Consider the following 21,173-nt stretch of genomic DNA (forward strand, 5'->3'; position numbering starts at 1 on the left):
TCTTTTGGGTTTGTAAATTATTTATCAACGGTAACAATGGCTGAGCCTGTGGCAACGCCAGTTCCGCAACCACTTTTCAAAGAACTGATGGTATATTCCGTTGTAACTTTTGGGGAAACAGTAATTAAATATGGATTTAAAAAAGTACCATTCACAGCGGTTCCATCCGATAAAGTGAAGGACCAGGGCGGCAAGCCGTTTTTAAATTTAAGTGTGATACGCGTAGATCTGCCTCCCGAAATAAAAGCTTTTCCGGATACTTCACCCACAGCTTTATTATTGGCAATCACTCTGATCTCCTCCTCTTTACTTGAAACCGCAGGCGACGACGAGATAATTCGGATTTTCTGAGCTCTTACTGTATCGCCGGGCGACACAGCGGAGGTAACTTTTGCGGTAAAAGTCGTCGGTGTAACAGTTGTAGGCAGGTCAACGAAGCGTCCGCTTTTATCCGTTATCTGCACGACAAAGCGGTTGGTTGTGGAATAGCGGCCAACGGTTTTGTAGGGAATTTCAATTGTACTTCCTGCGCATACCATCGATTGTGGTAATTTTTCCATCGTGATACTGGCCGGTGGCGTGGTAACTGTTACTTTCGCACGTCCTGAGAATTTTCCAACGCCGCAAAGGCCTCCTGCTGATGAAATCTGGAAGTTTGTATCGTGATAAGGTTTCACCGTAATCTTATGCGGTGAGTCCATGATATTGTTTTCATAAGTACCATCAGATAATAATACGAACCATGGTCCTCCACCTTCAAAACGAACATGTAAGTCTCCGGATCCGTTTTCCGGCAGATGCAGAGAATCCCTTTGTAAAGTCGCCACGGTTGGTGCGGCGATGCTGATATTGGCAACCTGACTGATTAAGTAAGGAGCAGATGACATCACGCGTAAACGATAATCGCCCGGCTTGTACGTGGTGGGGATTTGCGTCGTGATATAACCTGTTGTATCCGGTGAAGATATTGTTTTGAAAGCACCTGCGTGGTCTGCAATCTGGACTACAAATTTATTTCCTGCTTTAAATTTTCCGGTTGCACTAAACGGAACCTGAAAAGGAATACCGGAACAAAGCCTGACCAGCTTATCAACTTCTTTTAGTTCCAGTTTAGGTTCAGGATTGTCATCCACGTTGACGATCGGTTCGCCTGTTGACGTTCCGCTGCCGCAGGCATTGGAAATACCGACAATGCTGTAAGCCTGAACATGCGTGGGTTTGACAGTCAGGTAATGGGGATTTGATAAGGTTTGGTATACCGTTGTGCTATCCGAAAGGCGGAAAGACCAGGGCGCGGTGCCTTGCAGATTAATTTTCAGTTGAACTTCCCGTCCGGGCATTACCCGAACAGCCTGTGTTCCGTCAATAATTTCAATCCTGGCCGTTGGTGTTTGTAATAAACGGATAGGAACTTCCTGACTTTTAATAACGGGAATTGTGCTCAGGACTTGAATTTTATATACTTCCCCACCAATTTTATAGGAGGGGATAACGGCGCGAATCGGCCCTTCTTTGCTAGGCAACGAAATTGGGATAGACCTTCCAGCGGGATCAATCAGGTGAACGATGAAGTTATTGTCAGCATCAAAAGGGCCTTCCGGAATAAAGGGAACGGTAATTGTTGTGCCCGGACAAACGGTCAGATAGGATAAGTCGCCGGTTGTTATTTTATAAGCATAAACGGTATCACCATTTGCCTTTGCAGCCTTCAAAACCTGCTCCTCCGCCTGTGCTTCTGATAAGGTATCAGCAACAACTTCATTTGAATTTTTATCTTGTTTTTCCTTAGGACTGGTTAAAGTACTGTCGGTTTGCGGCGTGGAAGGTAATTCCTGCGCGTGCACCCACGTCGTGCTTATGGACAAAGCAAGGAAAGCAATGATGAAGAATTTTGACATGTATAGTTGTTGAAACTTAATAATTAACGAATTTGAATATCAATTCATGGCAACAAGTGTAGTCCCTCTTAAAACAGGAACGACGTCATATAAATCTTTCTGCAAACAATAGGCAATATCTTTATGAATGCCCAGACGCTGTAATCTTCTGACATGTGATGAGTTTGAAACGGCGCCAAGCAAATTGTCCTTACTCTGATTGTAAAGTCTTTGTGCCATCAGCGTACCATCTTCTCTTAACATAAACTGATCTTTTAATTCCTCAGCCAGGGCTCCTGCAAACAAAGTGTCTTCCAGGTTTGGCCGGCCTTTCCAGCCTGCGCAAAGCACCAAAACATCATATTGTTCAGATCTTAAATGATTTGCCAACGCACCAAGATTTAAGAAAGCACCTACCATCACTTTTACCGCCGAGGCCCGTGCTTTTGCAATAGACAACGTTCCATTGGTCGTCGTCATTGCAATTTCTGATCCAATTAATCGCTCGTTCATATAACTGAACGGAGAATTGTCAAGGTCAAAACCTTCTACTTTGTGCGCATCACGCTCAGCTGCTGCGATGAAACCTCTGTCTTGCAGGAGTTTACATTCTTCAATGGTTGCCACTGGTGTTATACATTTTACACCATAGGCCAGGCCGGTAACCATGCAGGACGTCGCCCGGAAGATATCGGCTACGACAACAATTGAATTATCAAGTTTATGTAAATGCAGTAAATCAGGCGTCAAACAAACATCAAGGTGTTTCATAATAAAACAAATACGGAAAATTAAGTATCAAAGTTTTTGAGATAATGGATGATACCGGATATTGGTTTTTGTCCGGTATCAGATTTTTTAACCTTTTACGAAAGGTAATTTTACGACTTTCGCTTTCAAAAGGCGGTCTCTCACCTTAACAAAAACTTCGGTATCCGGTTTGCTGTAAGCTGTTGGAACATAACCCAAACCAATTCCTTTCTGCAAAGTTGGCGATTGTGTTCCTGATGTCACGTCACCTAATTTATTTCCTTCGGCATCGCACAATTCGTAATGCCCGCGTGGGATACCGCGATCGATCATTTCAAAACCAACCAGTTTATTTTTTAAACCAGCTTCTTTCTGGCCTTTCAGATTTTCTGAGTTGATGAAATCTTTCGTGAATTTGGTAACCCAGCCTAAGCCGGCTTCCAAAGGTGAAGTTTTGTCATCAATATCATTTCCATACAAACAGAAGCCTTTTTCAAGACGCAGAGTATCACGTGCACCTAAGCCAACCGGCTGTATATTAAATTCTTTACCTGCTTCAAAAATAGCGTTCCACATTTTTTCGGCATCTTCTTTTTGAATATAAATTTCAAATCCGCCCGCACCGGTATATCCCGTTGCTGAAATAATCACCCCTTCAATATCAGCCATTTTCCCGATTTTGAATGTGTAATATTCCATGGAAGCCAGGTCAACTTCGGTAAGTTTTTGTAAGGTCGCCGTCGCATTTGGTCCCTGAACAGCGAGCAGACACAAATCATCAGAAAGGTTTTTCATTTCAACACCTTCTGTATTATGGCTCTGGATCCAGTTCCAGTCTTTTTCAATGTTGGAAGCATTTACCACAAGAAGATATTCCTCTTCATTGTATCGGTAAACCAACAAATCGTCCACAACGCCACCATCAGCGTTTGGCAAATAACTATACTGCACTTTTCCATCAAACAAAACAGAAGCATCGTTAGCTGATACTCTTTGGATCAAATCAAGTGCTTTGGGGCCTTTGACGCTGAATTCCCCCATGTGTGATACATCAAAAACGCCGACATTATTGCGGACTGTGTGATGCTCTTCCATATCTGAAGAATAACGTACTGGCATCTCAAAACCTGCAAAGGGTACTATTTTGGCACCTAGTTGAACATGGACCTGATGTAGGGGAACAGTTTTCATAAAATGGATTTTGGTTCTCTTTAAAGTACAAAAGTATGAAAAGCAGAACAAAGCGACGCAAAAATGTATGTTTAGAAATATAGCTAACGAGGTTTTTGAAGTATATTGTGAAAAAGTATGCTTTAAGGCTTCTGTTGAAGTCAAAAATTGAAAAATTAATCTATGAAAAAACAAATATTACCATTCGTTATTCTTTCACTTTTCCATCTGAGTACCAAGGCACAAACGGCAACTTTCAAAGGAGAGGTGATTGATGACCAGATAAGCATCGGATATGGTGTGGTGACGGGTGATGTGGATGGAGATGGCAAGCCGGATATTCTGCTGGCGGATAAAAAAGAGATCGTCTGGTATAAAAATCCCGGGGTGAAAACTGGCAAGTGGATTCGTCACGTGATCGCAAAAGATTTAACAGAGCAGGATAATGTCTGCATAGCAGCCCGTGATATTGATGGTGACGGAAAAGTTGAAGTTGCCGTTGGCGCGCAATGGAACCCTGGAGAGACGAAAAATAGTAAACTTTCCGGGGCCGTATTTTACTTATCGCCGACGGAAGATCGCACTCAGCTTTGGGAGCCGGTACGCCTTCATCATGAGGTGACGATTCACAGAATGCATTGGGTGAAAAGAACGGATGATACTTTCCAGCTGATCGTACTTCCGTTGCATGGCGAGGGAAACGTGAATGGAGTAGGAGCGGGGGTAAAAATGATTGCTTTCGATGTACCGGAAAACCGCAAAGGTCTTTGGGGTTATGATCTTATCGAAACAAATATGCACATGACGCATAATTTTCAGCCGATGGAAGTTTCCGGGCGGTTTGCAGGTTTGGCTGTTGGAAGTAAGGAAGGTGTTCAGGTTTTTCTTAATGGTGCCGATGGCTGGGCTCCTTCGGGAAACTGGATGGTGCCGGGACAAGGCGTTGGTGAAATCCGAATGGGGACTCTTGGCAAAAACCAATTGTTTTCTACAACCATTGAACCTATGCACGGCAACTCGCTGGTCGTTTACTCGAAGGATAATCGGACCGTATTGACCGATAAAATGAAAGAAGGGCACGCACTGGCCTGCGCTGATTTTTTTGGACAAGGCAGAGACCAGATTGTTGTTGGTTGGCGAAATCCAAACGTCGCTGATATTATGGGTGTACGCATGTTCGTAGGTATGGATCCGGAAGGAAAAAAATGGCAGGAATATTCGCTGGACGATAAAATTAAAATTGCCTGTGAAGATCTGACAGTGGCGGATCTGGATGGTGATGGAGATTCGGATGTCATAGCTTCCGGACGTTCCACGCACAACGTCGTAGTATACTGGAATCAAAAAAAGTAAACTGAAAAAATAAAAAATGCGGGGAGTTACACTTAATTTTTTTAGTGTCACTCCCCGCATTTTCATTTATAAAAGAATCTAGGCTACCTCGGGACTAAGTTTTTGCTCCGTCCAGTTGATAATGTTTTCTGCTGCCTGAAAACCAATCGCAATTACTTTCGCATTTTGAGCTCCGTCGTAACCCATTGAAAGATGGAGTATTTCGTAGGCATCCGCGAATGAACCCATCACTTTTTTATCTAATTTTGATAATTCAAGCTGATACCACTCAACACTTTTACGTGCATTGCTTTTCTTATTTCCAAGCAATGCATCCAGAGCGAGCAGCACACCAGTATATGCGGTATGTCCTGCCATTTTGATATACTTTTTATCCTGGTAACGCCCATCTTGCTTTTTTGCCTTTTCGCTTAATATTTCTTTCGCATTAACTACATGGCGACGGGCTTCTGAAATTGAATACATGTCTTATATCTTTTGATTCAAGTATGTTGTGTGTTTTGATAGTCGTCTTTTATCAAAGATAACAAAAAAGAAACGTCAACCTTTTGAAGGCTGACGTTTCAGTATGTATTCCAAATTCGCTTAATCTTACAATTAATCTCTTCTTCCCATTAACAGACTTACGTAATATAACAAGGTTGCAAGGGAACCGATTGCAGCAACAAGGTAAGTTCTTGCTGCCCATTTCAAGGCGTCAGCAGCCATTACATATTCTCTTTCGTTAACAATCCTGTTGTTTTGAATCCAGGCCAATGCTCTGTTACTCGCATCGTATTCGACAGGAAGGGTGATGAAACTGAACAAAGTTGTCACAGCAAACAACGCAACACCGATCGCTAATGGAATTGGCGTTGTGTTTAACAACAAAACACCACCCAGAATAACCCACTGCATATAACGCGATGAAACGCTTAAAAACGGCACCATTTGTGAACGGAATTTCAACCATTGGTAAGCCGTCGCGTGCTGCACAGCGTGACCACATTCGTGAGATGCAACGGCTGCTGCGGAAACGCTTCGTCCATGAAATACATCGGGACTAAGGTTAACCGTTTTGTCCTGCGGATTGTAATGGTCAGTCAGCTGGCCTTCCACAGATACTACTCTTACATCGAAAATATTACTGTCCCGAAGCATTTTCTCTGCAATCTCGCGACCGCTCATGCCATTGCTCAGGCCAACTTGTGAATACTCTTCAAACTTACTTTTCAATCGCCATTGCACATACATGCTCACTGCCATGACGAGTATAATCAATACATATGAACCAGCCATATTTCTCTTTTTAGTTTTGTTAAGAAAATTAAAATTTACACTTAAACGAGCGTAACTATCTGCGTCTTAAATCCAAGATACACCATTCCTAATATCCTTCCTTGATCTTTTCAATAAGTGCCGAAGTTGAATAACCCTTTACCAAAGCTATCGTTTTTACCTCTCCTCCATTAGCAAGAACAAAATCTGCGCCAGCAATTGTTTCGACTGTATAATCGTCACCTTTTACCAAAATGTCAGGTTTTAATGCCTCAATTAACTGACTTGGGGTTTGTTCGTCGAACAAAATGACAGCATCGACAAAGGACAGAGCTGCCATCAAACGTGCTCTGGCATATTCATTTACAACCGGACGAAGAGGGCCTTTCAAGCGGCTCACGGAGGCGTCAGTATTCAATCCCAAAACGAGACGACCGCCCAAAGCGTGTGCTTTTTCCAGATAATCGATATGCCCTAAATGTACGATATCAAAACAACCGTTGGTAAAAACCACTTTTTGCCCGGCTCTCTGCCAGTCTTCTATAACTGTTTTGGCTTCTTCTAACCGTAATATTTTATTTTCTGTTGCATTCATCTTTGAAACTGATTTCAGGTTTTATGACGGACTTAGCTATTCTGGGTAACAACTACGGGCTCCTCTTCTGTCTTATTCCGGATTAAAACGTAGAGGAATGCAAGTGCGCCGACCACGAGCATAAATAACATTTGTGTGCCGTGGATGAAAGTTGCCAGCGTAATCCCGTCCTTTTGTGTCAAACCATAAAGCACCATAACACTTCCAACCAGTAAATGATAAGCACCAATTCCGCCTTGCGTGGGTGCGGTCATGCCGATTGAACCAACAACCAGCAATGTGAGTCCAGCCAATAATCCAAGTTGAGAAGTTTCAGGAATACAGAAAAATAACACATAAGATACCAGGTAATAAAATACCCAGATCATTACCGTACTCAGGAAAAACATGCCGGGGTTTTTGAGTTTTCTGACGCTTAACAAGCCTTCTAGCATGCCTTGCAGAAAAATCGCTATTTTCTGAACGATGGCATTTTCCATCAGTTTGTTACGCAAAGAAGCATTGCGGAAAATAACAATCGCTCCAATAATAATAGCAAGGAAAAGCACACCAATAATAATCAATATCGGACTTGTGCCAGTACTCGCCTGTCCGTTTCCTTGAATTTTGCTTTGAAAAATTTCGGTAAAAAAACTGCTTAAACGATCGAATTCGAGAATGAAATTTAATCCGATGAGTCCTAAAAGAATGATAACATCAAAAATACGTTCAGCTACGACGGTACCGAAGCTGAGATTTACAGGAATTCGTTCCAATCTGTATAAGGTTCCGCAACGGGTAACTTCGCCCATTCTTGGCACTATGTAATTGGCAAAATAACCTGTTAAGACAGAAATTGAACTGTTGACAATTCCCGGTTTGTAGCCCAGCGGCTCCATCAGCATTCCCCACCTCCATGCTCTGGTGACGTGGGCGCAAAGTAATAGAAAACATGAAATCGCCATCCAACGCCAATCGGCCTGACTAAACCTGTCGAGCATATCTGCCAGATTGATATCCTTGAATACAAACCAAATCAGACCACCCGCCAGTCCCAGCGAGATAATGTAGCGTAAAGCGCTTTTCATAAATTAAATATTGATGATGAGTAAGTTAGTTTTAACCTCGTGCTGTAACGCTGATAATCTCGTTGTTCTGGTCAGGAAAAACAACCATCGGTTTGAAGGTTTTAGCTTCCTCCGGCGTCATGCTCGCGTATGCAATGATGATGATAATATCGCCAATCTGCACCTTGCGGGCCGCAGCACCATTCAAACAAATCATTCCTGTTTTGCGCTCTCCTGTAATAACATACGTAACAAATCGTTCGCCGTTGTTATTATTAACAATATGTACCTGTTCGTTTTCAATCAGTCCCGCAGCATCCATCAAATCCTCGTCAATGGTTATACTTCCTACGTAATTCAATTCGGCCTGAGTCACCTTCACACGGTGAATCTTCGATTTCATTATGGTTATTTGCATTACTCAGCTAGATGAGTGAATATTAATATTTTCGCATATCAGTCCGGCAAAGTTACAGGAATAATACACAGCCTTCAAAACATCAGGCTATCAGGCGTAGTTCCAATTTTTAAATGCGGTTTTGTGGAATGGATGTCTCGTGATTTAAGTACCTGCTAATCAAATTAGTATGTGATTATTTGAGCGATATCAAATCCTGATTGAAATCTTAATTATGAATTAATTGAATATGCTGTTCACTTACATCCGAACATCATTATATTTAAGCCCTGATTAATTCAATTCAGTATGATTTAATGAAACAACGCTTTTGATCAATATTAACCTTTATTTTAATACCAAAACCCGATGAATACAGAGAATGAACCAAAAGGGGTCACCCGTCGTGACTTTATACAGAAAACGACCGCAGCGGCTGTGGGAAGTTTCTTTATTGTTCCCAGAAACGTTCTGGGCAAAGGATTTGTAGCGCCAAGTGACAAGTTAAATATTGCTGGTATTGGCGTGGGAGGAAAAGGATTTTCGGATACCAATAATGCATGGAATAAAGGAGCTGAAAATCTGGTTGCGCTTTGTGATGTGGATTGGAACCAGGCTCAAAAGAATTTCGAGTTGCATCCTACCGCCAAGAAATACAAAGATTTCAGACGCATGTTTGATGAAATGGAGAAAGATATTGATGCCGTTACGGTTTCAACAACCGATCACATGCATGCAATCATTGCCATGGCTGCCATGCAAAGAGGAAAACATGTGTATGTACAAAAACCGCTGACGCATGATATATATGAAGCACGTATGCTTACTGAAGCGGCAAGAAAATATAAAGTCGTGACCCAAATGGGAAATCAGGGCGCCTCGAATCCTGCTCAGACCCAGATGAAAGAATGGTTTAAAAAGGGCCTGATTGGTAATGTGCATGAAGCGCACGTTTGGACGAACCGCCCGGTATGGCCGCAAGGGATTCCGGTACCCGTTGGAAAAATGCCTACACCGGAAGGATTGGATTGGGATCTTTGGGTAGGTTCTGCGGAATGGGTAGATTATAATCCTGCCTGGCATCCATTCAAATGGCGTGGCTGGTGGAATTTTGGAACAGGTGCATTGGGCGATATGGGATGTCACCTGATCGACCCGGCGTTCAGAACACTTGGTTTGGGTTATCCGACAGAACTGGAATGCAGCGCTGGTTCAGTTTTTATTAAAGACTGGACACCGGAATATATTCCAGAAGGCTGCCCGCCGTCTTCTCGTGTTCAATTGAAATTCCCTGCAAACAAAATCAATAAATCAGAAGTTACGCTTACGTGGCATGACGGCGGGTTGCGTCCTTTCCATCCGGATTTGATACCGGCGAATGATCCGCTGGGTGAACCAGATAGCAGCAATGGAGTTTTGCTGATTGGTGAAAAAGGGGTAATGACTTGCGGAACGTATGGAAAAGATCCGAAAGTGTATCTTAAAAACGGAACGAAACTTGAATATAAGGATGGTGACTTCGGCAATAAATACACCGTAATGCCTGAATTTGGGCACCATGTTTCATGGTCTGACGCCTGTAAGGCGGGTTACCAAAGCAAGGAACACAAAGCGTTAACGTCATCTTTCGACTATGCCGGTCCTTTAACTGAGACTGTTATTATGGGTAACCTGGGGATTCGCAGTTATAACCTTCGTCAGGCCAGAGCTGATGGAAAAGGGTTTGACTATCCGGGCCGCAAGAAACTCTTGTGGGATGGTAAAAATATGAAGATCACCAACTTCGAAGAAGCGAATCAGTTTGTGAAACGCACCTATCGCGGTGACTGGAAACTTGAATCATAAAATTATTTCTAACCAAAAAAGGCCTCATTCGAGGCCTTTTTTGGTTAGAAATATAAAAGTCTAAAAAATGATGTTATCGATCAATCGAACAGAACCGAGGTAAGTAGCGATACAAAGCGCTGTAGTTCCTTCATTTCCGATGGTATGGATCGGCTGTAAAGTTTTTATATTAACGACTTCAAAATAATCAAGTTCGAAACCGGCAAGTGCGTGAAATTCCAGTTGAACAGACTCTTTCACTTCATCAATAGCCTCGCCTGCGTTAAGTTTCTCTTTTGCATCCAACAGTATCTTGTAGATAATCGGAGCATGCGCTCTTTCTTCTTCACTAAGACGTCTGTTGCGGGACGACATCGCGAGTCCGTCCGTTTCTCTTATCGTAGGACAAATGATCAGTTCAAGATTAAAAGAAAGATCTTCAACCATTCTTTTGACGATGGTTACCTGCTGTAAATCTTTTTGTCCGAAGTAAGCGCGATTTGGTTCAACAATATTAAACAGCTTTGATACGACAATCCCAACGCCGTTAAAATGCCCTGGTCTTGAAGCGCCTTCCATAACCGTTTCCAGTAATCCAAAATTGATTGTCAGCACTGGTTTTTCAGGATACATTTCCTCAACCGATGGAGCAAATACGGCGGAGCAACCGGCTTTTTCCAGCATCGCGCAATCTTCCTCCAGTGTTCTTGGATATTTTGCCAGATCTTCCGGGTTATTGAACTGAGTAGGATTAACGAAAATGCTGCAGACAACAATATCATTTTGGATTTTTGCAGCCTCTATCAGCGAAATATGGCCTTCATGCAGTGCGCCCATGGTCGGGATTAAACCGACGGATTGATTTTGGAGACGTAATTGAAGAAGGTAATTTTTTAAACTGTGTATTGAAGTAAAAACTTCCATGAATTGTCTTATATAGTAGGGAAGGTGCAGGATTAATACCAACTGAACCTGTTTTTCCTAGTTATGAAAAAATGGTTAATCCGGCTTGCTCGCAGGGGGTTTCTAAAATATTTGGCATAGATAAGCCCAAACTCTGCGCAATATTACAATTAGTTTTGAATTTCTATTGAAAATGCAGATTTTTTTATGTAATTTTGCAAAACTTTTTTTCACAAACTGCTTTTAATATCTATGGACAAACTACGAATCTTGTATGTAGCCAGTGAAATCAATCCTTTTCTCCAGACCACAGATGTTGCCGATTATGTAAGAAGACTTCCGCAGGCAATGCAGGAGCGCGGAGCAGAGATAAGAATTTTGGTACCTCGATTTGGTCTAATCAATGAGCGTAAAAACAGGCTTCACGAAGTAGTTCGATTGTCAGGAATTAATATTACGGTTGGTGATGAAGAAAAACCGCTAATTATCAAGGTTGCTTCTATTCCAAACGCAAAGCTTCAAGTTTATTTTATAGATAACGATGATTATTTTCACCGTAAATCTGTATTCTTCGACAAGGAGAATAATTTCTACGATGATAACGACGAACGTGCAATTTTCTTTTGCAAAGGCGTTTTAGAAACAGTTAAGAAACTAGGTTGGGCTCCTGATGTTGTTCATTGCAACGACTGGATGACTGCTTTGATACCGATGTATCTTAAAACAACTTATCGCAATGATCCTATGTTCAAGGATACGAAAAGTGTTTTCACTGTTCATAATAATGCTTTTGATTATAAATTCGATGCAGATTTGATGAGCAAGGCGAAAGCGATTGACGTGAGTGACGAGGCTTTGTCTCACTTGCATTCAGCCGATTTCGAAGGTTTTGTTAAAATTGGTTGTGCCTACGCTGACGCAGTTGTTAAAGCAGAGGAACATTGCAGCGATAGTCTGAACCAGATTTTTAATGATGCACCTAAACGTGTAGAGCTTGACGAAGAGGATGAAAAATTCTCAGAATCTTACTACAATCTGTATACTGATTTGATGAGCTAGTCAGATAAAATAATATTGAAGCGGCGGCCAGATTCTGGTCGCCGCTTTTTTTTATGCTGACTTTTTATGAAATAGGCTTTTCTGGTTAATAAAGGTAAATTTCCAGATCATCATGGAATGATACAATCGCTAATTTTTAATATTTTTTAAGATATAAATCCTTCATAATGAATATACTGGGTGTGTTCGAGCACTCACGAGAAATTGGATAATTTTTAGTATTTTATTTGTTATCGACTTCTTATTCACATTTATTTGCACCTAATATTATACACACATTTACTAAACATTAACAAATTTATGTGCGGAATTGTCGCTTATATTGGATGTAGGGAAGCGTATCCATTAATTATCAAAGGCCTGAAAAGACTTGAATACCGGGGATACGACAGCTCAGGCGTTGCATTGCTGGATGAAGGAGAATTGAATATTTATAAGAAAAAGGGAAAGGTTATTGACCTGGAAAGCCAGCTGGTTGATAAAAAGCTAAGTGCAAAAATTGGTATAGGTCACACGCGTTGGGCAACCCATGGTGAGCCGAATGATGTAAATGCGCATCCGCACTTCTCAAATGATCACAAATTGGCCATTATCCATAATGGTATTATTGAAAACTATGCTTCGATCAAGCAAAACCTGATCAAGAAGGGCCACGTTTTTCAAAGTGCTACAGATACAGAAGTTCTCATTCATTTTATTGAAGATATTCAAAAGGAAACAGGCACTTCGCTTGAAGAAGCAGTAAGACTGGCGTTGCTCGAAGTTGTGGGTGCTTATGCGATTGTTGTCATGTCGGTAGATTTTCCGGACCAGCTCATCGCTGCGAGAAAGGGGAGTCCATTGGTTATTGGTGTTGGTAAGGATGAGTTTTTCTTTGCTTCCGATGCTACACCGATTATTGAATACACCAAAGATGTTGTTTATCTGGATGATTATGAAGTTGCGGTCATTCGCGATGGAAAACTCAGTATTCAGAATCTTGATAACACGCAAAAGGTACCCTATATTCAAAAACTTGAAATGGAATTGGAAACCATCGAAAAAGGTGGTTATGATCATTTCATGATCAAGGAAATTTTTGAACAGCCACGTTCGATTGCCGACAGTATGCGTGGGCGTGTAAGGGCTGATGAAGGACATTTGCAGCTTGGCGGATTAGCTAATTACATTGACAAACTGGCCGCCTCCGACAGGATTGTGATCGTTGGCTGCGGTACTTCCTGGCATGCAGGTTTAGTCGCTGAGTATCTTTTCGAAGAGCTGGCCAGAATTAACGTGGAAGTAGAATATGCGTCTGAATTCCGTTACAGAAATCCGGTTATTAAAGAAAATGATATCGTAATCGCAATTTCCCAGTCTGGTGAAACAGCAGATACGCTGGCAGCGATTGAACTTGCAAAATCTAAAGGTGCGACTATTTTTGGCGTTTGTAACGTCGTCGGCTCATCAATCGCGCGGGCTTCCCATGCAGGTGCCTACACGCACGCCGGTCCGGAAATTGGTGTTGCCAGTACGAAAGCATTTACTGCGCAAGTGACTGTATTGACTCTGATCGCCATTGCAACTGCAAAACGGAAAGGCACGATTTCAGAAGAAACGTATCGTCAGCTTCTGGTTGAACTGGAAACAATTCCTGCAAAAGTGGAGCAGGTGTTTGAAAATGCATCTAAAATTAAAGAGATCGCTTTCATCTTTACCTACGCCAGAAACTTTATTTACCTCGGCCGTGGTTTGAATTTTCCCGTTGCGCTGGAAGGTGCTCTTAAATTGAAAGAAATTTCTTACATCCATGCAGAAGGATATCCTGCGGCAGAAATGAAACACGGACCGATTGCGCTCATAGATGAGGATATGCCGGTTGTTTTTCTGGCAACAAAAGATAGTTCCTACGAGAAAATCGTATCCAATATTCAGGAGGTAAAAGCACGGAAGGGGCGTGTTATTGCAATTGTTACGGAAGGTGACACGCTTATTCCAACAATGGTCGACTTCGTTATTGAAGTACCAAAAGTACATGAAATACTGACGCCGCTGGTATCTGTAATTCCATTGCAATTATTATCCTATTACATCGCCGTCATGCGCGGGCGGAATGTGGATCAGCCAAGAAATCTCGCAAAATCGGTTACGGTGGAATAGATTATCGTTTTATAACTTGAATAAAATAAGAAACCCGTCCCGGTGACGTTGGTTTCTTATTTTGCTTAAGACAGGTTCGGTTCGTCAGTAAGTCAAAATATTGTAAAGCTCTTTTCGTTAGCTTTGCAGTCAAAATTTCCTTTAAGAGAAATCACCACATCAATGTTTAATCGTCTTCCTGGTTTTTTAATTTATATCATCGTAACAACGCTGCTTTTTTCCTGTGGAAAGGAAGAGCAGGCTTATGTGCCTAAACCAAAAGGATTTAATCGTATTGATCTGCCGCCGCAGCTTTATCAGAAGTTAACTGAGGACCGACCTTATTCCTTTGAATATTCAAAATCCGCGAGAATTCTGCCTGATACTTTCGCGCTGGCAGGGAAAGACTGGATATTTATATACTATCCGAAATTTAAAGCCAACATACAGCTGACTTACAAGCCGGTGAAAAATAACCAGCTATTGTTGAAAGATTACATCAACGATTCTTTTAAACTGACCGGTAAACATCAGGTCAGAGCTTCATCTATTCAGGAGCAGAGATTATTGACAGACAACAATCTGACAGCTATGATTTTCAAGATCGAAGGTGATGTTCCCAGCCCGTATCAATTTTATACGACAGATAGTACCAGGCACTTTTTACGTGGTGCGATCTATTTTTCAACGGCTACAAAGAATGATTCCTTAACCCCGGTGATCGATTTCATACAAAAAGATATGATCCACCTTCTCAATACGTTACAGTGGAGATAATCTCAACAAGAATATTGTTGTGAAAAATATAAGGATGTATCTTTGAAATTAATACTTAACACTTCTCAAAAAATGGCCAGAAAGCAAATTAAAAATCAGCTCCCACTCGATTTTTCAGTACGCGGAAACAGAATTATTCTGCATCTGGGACAAACGGAGAGTCAGCGCTCTGCTAACCAGCTTTTTGAGGGTTTGGTAAATGGAGAATGGGTGATTGAACCGGCCGGAGAAGTTGCAGATGTTTCGTATGCGCAGGATATAGTGCATCAAATTGGTCATAAGTTGCCGTATCCTGAAGGGATTAAAATCGCACAGCTTCACAATATTGATCCGATCTTCAAAGGTTTTTCATGTATGTATCATCAAAAAGGGTGGGTTTTTGTGAATGCGGCTTCTGAGATTAACGAGCGCAATTATCATATTCACTTGCTTACTGTCTCACTCGGTCTGCACAGCTCTTATGCAAATCTGGTTTCACTTGCGAACCGTTCTGAGCAACTAATTTTTGAGGCGCTGTTGCCATACAAAGATGTCGAAAGTTTTTTCAGGGAGGATATTTCAAAAATTCCTGCCTTTTTAGCATCTGATATTGCCAATTTTTTCAAAGTTCCTTTTCCAATGGTGCTGAAACGGGCACTGCAATTGAGGATTATTACGGACGAACAATACCGCAATTTCATGACTGTGAAACCTGCCTCTTCCGCAAAACCAAGAGAGCTTTTTATATCCAAAGAGGGGAATATTGATGATCTGGAAGCTCAGTTGTTTGCGGAAGGTTTGGGCGAAGGAGAATAATTTATTTCTAAACATCCATATTACTCAGGTCGGGCAGCGGACTAACGGACGACCAGCCTCCATCTACGATCAGGCTTTGACCGGTAATATGTCCGGAATGTGGTGAAAGTAAAAATAGTGCTGCATTGGCTATGTCCTCACAGATTGCAGGTCTGCCCATGGGTGTGATTGCCGACCATGTTTTCGGGTATGTTGGATCTGTTGTTAATGTCCTTTCGGTTAAGGTCGCTCCGGGCGCCACTGCGTTGATCGTGATCCCGTGAGGAGATAACTCCAAAACCAGGTTTTTTGCAAGCATTTCCAATCCTGCTTTTGTCATGGCATAGGCACCCAGAAATTGATGTGACTGGTGTCCAACAACTGAAGACATCAACAATATTCTTCCTCCAGATTTTTGTGAACGCATCTGTCGGGCCGCTGCCTGGGTAAGCAGGAAAGATCCCATGAGATTTACTTCAAGAACTTTTTGCAAATTCTCTTTTGGATAGTCAAAAAAATCTCCAAAAAGCGTAATGCCGGCATTAGCAACAGCGATTGTCAGTTTACCAAAACAGCGGACAGCTTCCTCAACCATGCCGTCTATAATTTCTGAATTTGAAGCGTCTCCTGCAAATGCAATACATTCTCCACCCAAATCACGTATCATTTTAGCTGCTTGTGCGGCAAGTTCAGCATCAGCATCATTCAAAATTACGCCGGCTCCCTTTGCAGCTAGTTGTTTCGCTATTTCAAATCCAATTCCCTGTCCCGCGCCGGTTACAATAGCTATTTGATTATTAAATAATTGGGTGCTCATAATTTTTCATGGATTAGGTTTTGTTTTTCGCCTGTTGATTAATATCTCTTGACTTTTGGTTTTTTACCGGTCGGACGGCGAAAAAGCCGTCCGACCGGGTCGCTCAAATTCAGATTTGTATACGAGCCACCGGTCCGACGGTTTTTTTTACCGTCGGACCGGTAACAAACCACTGCAATAATTACATTATTTTATCTAAATTTTCCTTTGAAATAATTCCGTTAGAAAGTTTCAGAAAAGCAGAACCATCATCAGGTAGATCAAATAATAAACGTGCTTTTGCCAAATTGCATATTGTATAACTTCTTGATGACGCATAGTCTTTTACAGAACTAAACTCCCAATTTTCAATATCTCTCACTAGTCCGGCTCTTAATGGATTCTGGTGTATATAATGAAAACAAGTTTCCGCATATAAAGCATTACTTTCTAACGATTTGGCTTTTGTATGCTGTTGAAATAACGAGCCAGTCCTGTTTTCTTGTTTATTAATGGCTTGCGAATACGAACTTAAAATGGTTTGAATAGCCTTATTAATTTGGTCATCGGACAAATTTTTCTTCGTTTCTATTAGTAAATGAAAGTGATTTGGCATCAGGCAATACGCTAACAAATCACAGTATTTCAGTAAGTGTGCTTCGATTTTTTTGAGGAAATAAAGATAGTTTGCGTAAGTAAAGAAAATCTTCTGGCTATTATTTCCCCGGTTATACACGTGGTATAGTGTGTTTGGTTTAAATTCCATGAAGTGTGTGTTAGTGTGTAATGTTTTTTACCGGTCGGACGGCGAAAAAGCCGTCCGACCGGGTCGCTCAAATTCAGATCTGTCTATATGCCACCGGTCCGACGTTTTTTTTACCGTCGGACCGGTAAAAAAAACTTTAATGCATGCCAACAAATTAATCCCAACGCATCAATGTGAATCCCGCGTCACCTTATCACCCGATCCTCCTTTCAGGAAATCGAGATCAGCACCCTCATGAGCTTGCATCACATGTTTGATATGTAAATTCACATAACCGCGATTGTAACCTATATCGAGAGGTTTCCATAATTTGCGTCGCTCTTCCAGTTCTTCGTCAGAAACTTCCAGGTTCAGTTTCCTGTTTTCGACATCCAGTTCGATAAAATCACCATCCCTTACCAAAGCGAGAACACCGCCCACAGCTGCTTCCGGAGATACATGCAGAACAACAGTTCCGAAGCCCGTTCCGCTCATCCTTCCATCAGAAATCCGTACCATATCAATAACTCCTTTTTCCAAAAGTTTTTTAGGCAACGACATATTTCCAACTTCCGGCATACCCGGATAACCTTTTGGACCAACATTTTTCAGCACAAGAATGCTGTTTTCATCCACATCCAGATTTGGATCATCCAGACGTGCCTTGTAATCGTCAATATCTTCAAAAACTACTGCCTTTCCGCGATGCTGCATCAATTCAGGTTTTAGCGAAGCCGACGGCTTGATCACTGCACCATGAATGCTCAAATTCCCCCGAACGACTGCCAGCCCGGTAAGATCTTTTACAGGTTCTTCCAATGTTGCAATAACTTCCGGATCGAAACACTCGGCAGATTCGCAATTTTCAGCTACTGTTTTTCCATTGGCCGTTATCGCATCTTTATGTAAAAGAGAAATCATCTCTTTGATTACCACCGGCAGGCCGCCTGCGTAATAGAAATCCTCCATAAAATATCCACCTGATGGTTGCAGGTTAAGAAGCAATGGTATTTTTTCGCATAATGCGTTGAAGTCATTCAAAGAAAGTTCTACCCCGATTCGGCCTGCAATCGCCAGCAAATGGATTACAAAATTTGTCGAACCGCCAATTGCAGCATTCAGCATGATGGCATTCTCAAAAGCCTCGCGCGTTAATATTTGTGATAATCTCAGATCATCTTTTACCATCTGAACAATGCGACGACCGGACAATTGAGCAATCACTTTCCTGCGGGAGTCGGCAGCTGGGATTGCAGCATTCTCTGGTAAAGTCAGACCAAGCGATTCCACCATACAAGCCATCGTTGAGGCAGTTCCCATCACCGCGCAATGTCCCTGGCTACGGCACATACATGCTTCTGCTGTCGTTAATTCATCCTGCGATATTTCGCCCTTCCGATACATTTCGCTAAAACGCCATACGTCGCTGGTGCCAATTGTTTTTCCACGATAACGGCCCGTCAGCATCGGTCCTCCCGATACGACGATCGTAGGTATATCCACACTTGCAGCACCCATTACAAGCGAAGGCGTAGTTTTGTCGCAACCACAAAGCAGCACAACCCCGTCAAGCGGATTGGCGCGGATAGATTCTTCCACGTCCATACTGGCCAGGTTTCTGTACAGCATCGCCGTTGGTTTTATCAATGTTTCACCCAGCGACATCACCGGAAATTCCAATGGAAATCCGCCGGCTTCCCAAACTCCTCTTTTCACAGATTCAGCCAATTCACGGAAATGGCCGTTGCAGGGTGTCAGTTCAGAAAATGTGTTGCAAATACCTATAACAGGGCGTCCTTCAAATTCATCTGCCGGAAATCCCTGATTTTTCATCCATGCTCTGTATATAAAACCGTCCTTTCCTGACTTACCAAACCAGCCGCGGCTGCGCAATTTATTTTCTTCCATTATTCGCCAATGTTTATATTCGTTTAAGTAAAGGCATAAAGTAGTTAAATATAATTCCGCTCATCCTTTAAAATGTAAAATATAGTATCTTCGTTAAAACACGTGCTCCCGGTTACCTATGATTTCATCAGATAATATCAGATCACTTTCGTTAAAATTACTTACCTGCTTTCTCTCTGGTATGCTTGCAATTCCGGCATCTGCGCAAATCCACAACGGACAATTTCTTGAAAAGCTTCTCAAAAAGCACTCGCAGCATTTGACAAGTGTCCTGGATAATCCTGATAAGTACGAAGTCCAGATTCTGTATACTAAAATTGACAGAAATAAGAAAAACGAGCCGCATTTTACGACCTACGGATATCATGTCAATGACAAACAATATTTTTATCCGGCGAGCACAGTAAAATTACCTGCCGTTTTGCTGGCTTTGGAAAAAGTCAATAAACTTAAAATTGATAAAAACACACCGATGCTTACCGGTGCAGACAGACCGGAACAAACTGCTATCAATGCTGATACGACCGCCGAAAATAAGTTGCCCTCTGTTGCTCATTATGCAAAAAAGATTTTACTGGCGAGTGATAATGATGCTTTTAACAGGTTGTACGAATTTATAGGACAGTCAGATTTTAATGATTCTCTGCATGCGAAGGGATACAAAAATGTAAGAATTACGCATCGGTTGGAATCATCCATCGGGACGGAGAATAATCGTTATACCAATCCTGTGAAATTTGAGAAGGATGGAAAAGTGATTTATGAACAGCCAGGGAAATATTCGGAAAAAAAATATACTGCAAGTGAGACAATCAAAAAGGGTAAGGGATATCTGAAAAATGGCAATCTGGTAAACGAGCCGTTTGATTTTACTGAGAAAAACTTTTTTGCGTTAGAAGAACAACATAAGCTTTTGAAAGCTATATTTTTCCCGGAGTCGGTTCCGGCACGTGAACGATTTGATCTTTCAAAAGATGATTACAGTTTTCTGTATCAATATATGTCGCAGTTTCCGGTTGAAACGGAGTTTCCCGCGCATTATACGGATGACTATTACGATGGATATTGTAAATTTCTTCTGTTCGGCGGAACAAAAACCCGCTTACCGAGACATATTCGATTGTTTAACAAAGCAGGAGATGCTTATGGATATCTGCTGGACAATGCCTATATCGCAGATTTTGAGAAAGGTATTGAATTTATGCTGACTGCGGTGATTTATTGTAATGAAGACCAGATCTTCAACGACGACAAATACGATTACGAGACAGTTGGTCTGCCTTTTATGCGGGATCTTGGAAAAGCAGTTTTTGATTATGAATTAGGCAGACACCGTCCGACGCGCCCGGATTTGAGTAAATTTGAGGTTAGATACGACAAATAATCAGGAGACTTTGAATTTCGGCTGTGGAGCGGTCTGGCAAAGATATAAATTGATCAAATGTCCTGTTATTAATAACGCAGAACCAAGGTATCCCAGCCATTGGAAAACAATATTGCGTTCTTCAAAAATTAGCGAAACAGCAAAAATCGCCAATGCAACCCATAGGAAAAGGTTCACAAAAGAATTCTTGTGCCCACGCGTTGCAAAGTATACGGCTACGGCGTTTATTAAAATAAATAAGTAATCAAGGGATATAAAGCCAATGTGCGCGTGGTGGTCATGACCAAAAGTTGAGCCTAATGCAAGAACCGGCATGGCTATACAATGCACAATACAGAGCACAGAGCCAAGTATTCCTATATAATCCGCTTTGTTGTGAGTATGGCTGATTTTCATGCGTAAATACAATAAGGTTGCAAAAGTAACAGTAATCTGTATTA

General features: G+C 41.8%; 20 protein-coding genes. 7 read left to right on the plus strand and 13 right to left on the minus strand.

Features of this window, described 5'->3' with window-relative positions; genetic code table 11:
* Positions 1-17: 17 nt before the first annotated feature.
* The 3 genes from AC1XUO_RS27590 to gcvT all read right to left on the minus strand — a co-directional run bounded on the left by AC1XUO_RS27590 (position 18) and on the right by gcvT (position 3,818).
* On the minus strand, positions 18-1,898 hold the full coding sequence (locus AC1XUO_RS27590) for a hypothetical protein (RefSeq protein WP_483333068.1): 1,881 nt from the start codon (positions 1,896-1,898) through the stop codon (positions 18-20).
* Between the two features lie 39 nt (positions 1,899-1,937).
* On the minus strand, positions 1,938-2,648 hold the full coding sequence (locus AC1XUO_RS27595; protein WP_483333069.1) for a 2-phosphosulfolactate phosphatase: 711 nt from the start codon (positions 2,646-2,648) through the stop codon (positions 1,938-1,940).
* 87 nt (positions 2,649-2,735) lie between these two features.
* Positions 2,736-3,818, minus strand: coding sequence for a glycine cleavage system aminomethyltransferase GcvT (gene gcvT, locus AC1XUO_RS27600; RefSeq protein ID WP_483333070.1), 1,083 nt, complete (start codon positions 3,816-3,818; stop codon positions 2,736-2,738).
* Between the two features lie 162 nt (positions 3,819-3,980).
* Between gcvT and AC1XUO_RS27605 the strand changes: the two genes are divergently transcribed.
* Positions 3,981-5,150: an FG-GAP repeat domain-containing protein gene (locus AC1XUO_RS27605; RefSeq protein WP_483333071.1), complete on the plus strand. Its 1,170-nt coding sequence runs from the start codon at positions 3,981-3,983 to the stop codon at positions 5,148-5,150.
* A gap of 78 nt (positions 5,151-5,228) precedes the next feature.
* Here the strand turns inward: AC1XUO_RS27605 and AC1XUO_RS27610 are convergent, their stop codons facing one another.
* The 5 genes from AC1XUO_RS27610 to panD form a co-directional block, all read right to left on the minus strand.
* Positions 5,229-5,615 (minus strand): DUF5618 family protein, encoded by a 387-nt coding sequence (locus AC1XUO_RS27610; RefSeq protein WP_483333072.1) that lies wholly within the window; start codon positions 5,613-5,615, stop codon positions 5,229-5,231.
* A gap of 132 nt (positions 5,616-5,747) precedes the next feature.
* Entirely contained in the window at positions 5,748-6,428 is a 681-nt protein-coding gene (locus AC1XUO_RS27615; protein WP_483333073.1) for a zinc metallopeptidase, read from the minus strand.
* An 88-nt stretch (positions 6,429-6,516) separates the two neighbouring features.
* Positions 6,517-7,002 carry a D-glycero-beta-D-manno-heptose 1-phosphate adenylyltransferase gene (rfaE2, locus tag AC1XUO_RS27620; protein ID WP_483333074.1) on the minus strand — a complete coding sequence of 162 codons (486 nt, stop codon included), beginning with the start codon at positions 7,000-7,002 and terminating at the stop codon, positions 6,517-6,519.
* Between the two features lie 32 nt (positions 7,003-7,034).
* Positions 7,035-8,069 carry a lysylphosphatidylglycerol synthase transmembrane domain-containing protein gene (locus AC1XUO_RS27625; protein ID WP_483333075.1) on the minus strand — a complete coding sequence of 345 codons (1,035 nt, stop codon included), beginning with the start codon at positions 8,067-8,069 and terminating at the stop codon, positions 7,035-7,037.
* Between the two features lie 31 nt (positions 8,070-8,100).
* Positions 8,101-8,466 carry an aspartate 1-decarboxylase gene (gene panD / locus AC1XUO_RS27630; RefSeq protein ID WP_483333076.1) on the minus strand — a complete coding sequence of 122 codons (366 nt, stop codon included), beginning with the start codon at positions 8,464-8,466 and terminating at the stop codon, positions 8,101-8,103.
* 348 nt (positions 8,467-8,814) lie between these two features.
* Here panD and AC1XUO_RS27635 point away from each other — a divergent pair, with 348 nt between their 5' ends.
* Positions 8,815-10,290, plus strand: coding sequence for a Gfo/Idh/MocA family protein (locus AC1XUO_RS27635; RefSeq protein ID WP_483333077.1), 1,476 nt, complete (start codon positions 8,815-8,817; stop codon positions 10,288-10,290).
* 60 nt (positions 10,291-10,350) lie between these two features.
* Here the strand turns inward: AC1XUO_RS27635 and panC are convergent, their stop codons facing one another.
* Entirely contained in the window at positions 10,351-11,193 is an 843-nt protein-coding gene (gene panC / locus AC1XUO_RS27640) for a pantoate--beta-alanine ligase (RefSeq protein WP_483333078.1), read from the minus strand.
* Positions 11,194-11,424: 231 nt separating this feature from the next.
* Between panC and AC1XUO_RS27645 the strand changes: the two genes are divergently transcribed.
* The 4 genes from AC1XUO_RS27645 (at position 11,425) to AC1XUO_RS27660 (ending at position 15,921) form a co-directional block, all read left to right on the plus strand.
* On the plus strand, positions 11,425-12,231 hold the full coding sequence (locus tag AC1XUO_RS27645; protein ID WP_137339094.1) for a glycogen/starch synthase: 807 nt from the start codon (positions 11,425-11,427) through the stop codon (positions 12,229-12,231).
* 300 nt (positions 12,232-12,531) lie between these two features.
* On the plus strand, positions 12,532-14,370 hold the full coding sequence (gene glmS, locus AC1XUO_RS27650; protein ID WP_483333079.1) for a glutamine--fructose-6-phosphate transaminase (isomerizing): 1,839 nt from the start codon (positions 12,532-12,534) through the stop codon (positions 14,368-14,370).
* Between the two features lie 162 nt (positions 14,371-14,532).
* Complete coding sequence (gene gldD / locus AC1XUO_RS27655; protein ID WP_483333080.1) at positions 14,533-15,126, plus strand: gliding motility lipoprotein GldD; 594 nt, start codon at positions 14,533-14,535, stop codon at positions 15,124-15,126.
* A 72-nt stretch (positions 15,127-15,198) separates the two neighbouring features.
* The gene (locus AC1XUO_RS27660; protein ID WP_483333081.1) at positions 15,199-15,921 is read left to right on the plus strand and encodes a hypothetical protein; all 723 of its coding nucleotides are present in this window, start codon (positions 15,199-15,201) and stop codon (positions 15,919-15,921) included.
* 7 nt (positions 15,922-15,928) lie between these two features.
* Here the strand turns inward: AC1XUO_RS27660 and AC1XUO_RS27665 are convergent, their stop codons facing one another.
* The 3 genes from AC1XUO_RS27665 to AC1XUO_RS27675 form a co-directional block, all read right to left on the minus strand.
* A complete protein-coding gene (locus AC1XUO_RS27665; protein ID WP_483333082.1) occupies positions 15,929-16,717 on the minus strand; it encodes an SDR family NAD(P)-dependent oxidoreductase in 789 nt (262 codons plus the stop codon).
* 181 nt (positions 16,718-16,898) lie between these two features.
* A complete protein-coding gene (locus AC1XUO_RS27670; protein WP_483333083.1) occupies positions 16,899-17,462 on the minus strand; it encodes a transposase in 564 nt (187 codons plus the stop codon).
* 168 nt (positions 17,463-17,630) lie between these two features.
* Positions 17,631-19,349 carry an IlvD/Edd family dehydratase gene (locus AC1XUO_RS27675; RefSeq protein WP_483333084.1) on the minus strand — a complete coding sequence of 573 codons (1,719 nt, stop codon included), beginning with the start codon at positions 19,347-19,349 and terminating at the stop codon, positions 17,631-17,633.
* A gap of 118 nt (positions 19,350-19,467) precedes the next feature.
* On the opposite strand from AC1XUO_RS27675, the gene AC1XUO_RS27680 reads away from it, so the two are divergent.
* Positions 19,468-20,733: a serine hydrolase gene (locus tag AC1XUO_RS27680; protein WP_483333085.1), complete on the plus strand. Its 1,266-nt coding sequence runs from the start codon at positions 19,468-19,470 to the stop codon at positions 20,731-20,733.
* Here AC1XUO_RS27680 and AC1XUO_RS27685 read toward each other — a convergent pair.
* Positions 20,734-21,173, minus strand: a 440-nt coding sequence (locus AC1XUO_RS27685) for a MerC domain-containing protein (RefSeq protein ID WP_483333086.1), incomplete at its 5' end; no start/stop codon positions are given.

The sequence above is a fragment of the Dyadobacter sp. HNCC25DJ186 genome (genome assembly GCF_056895235.1).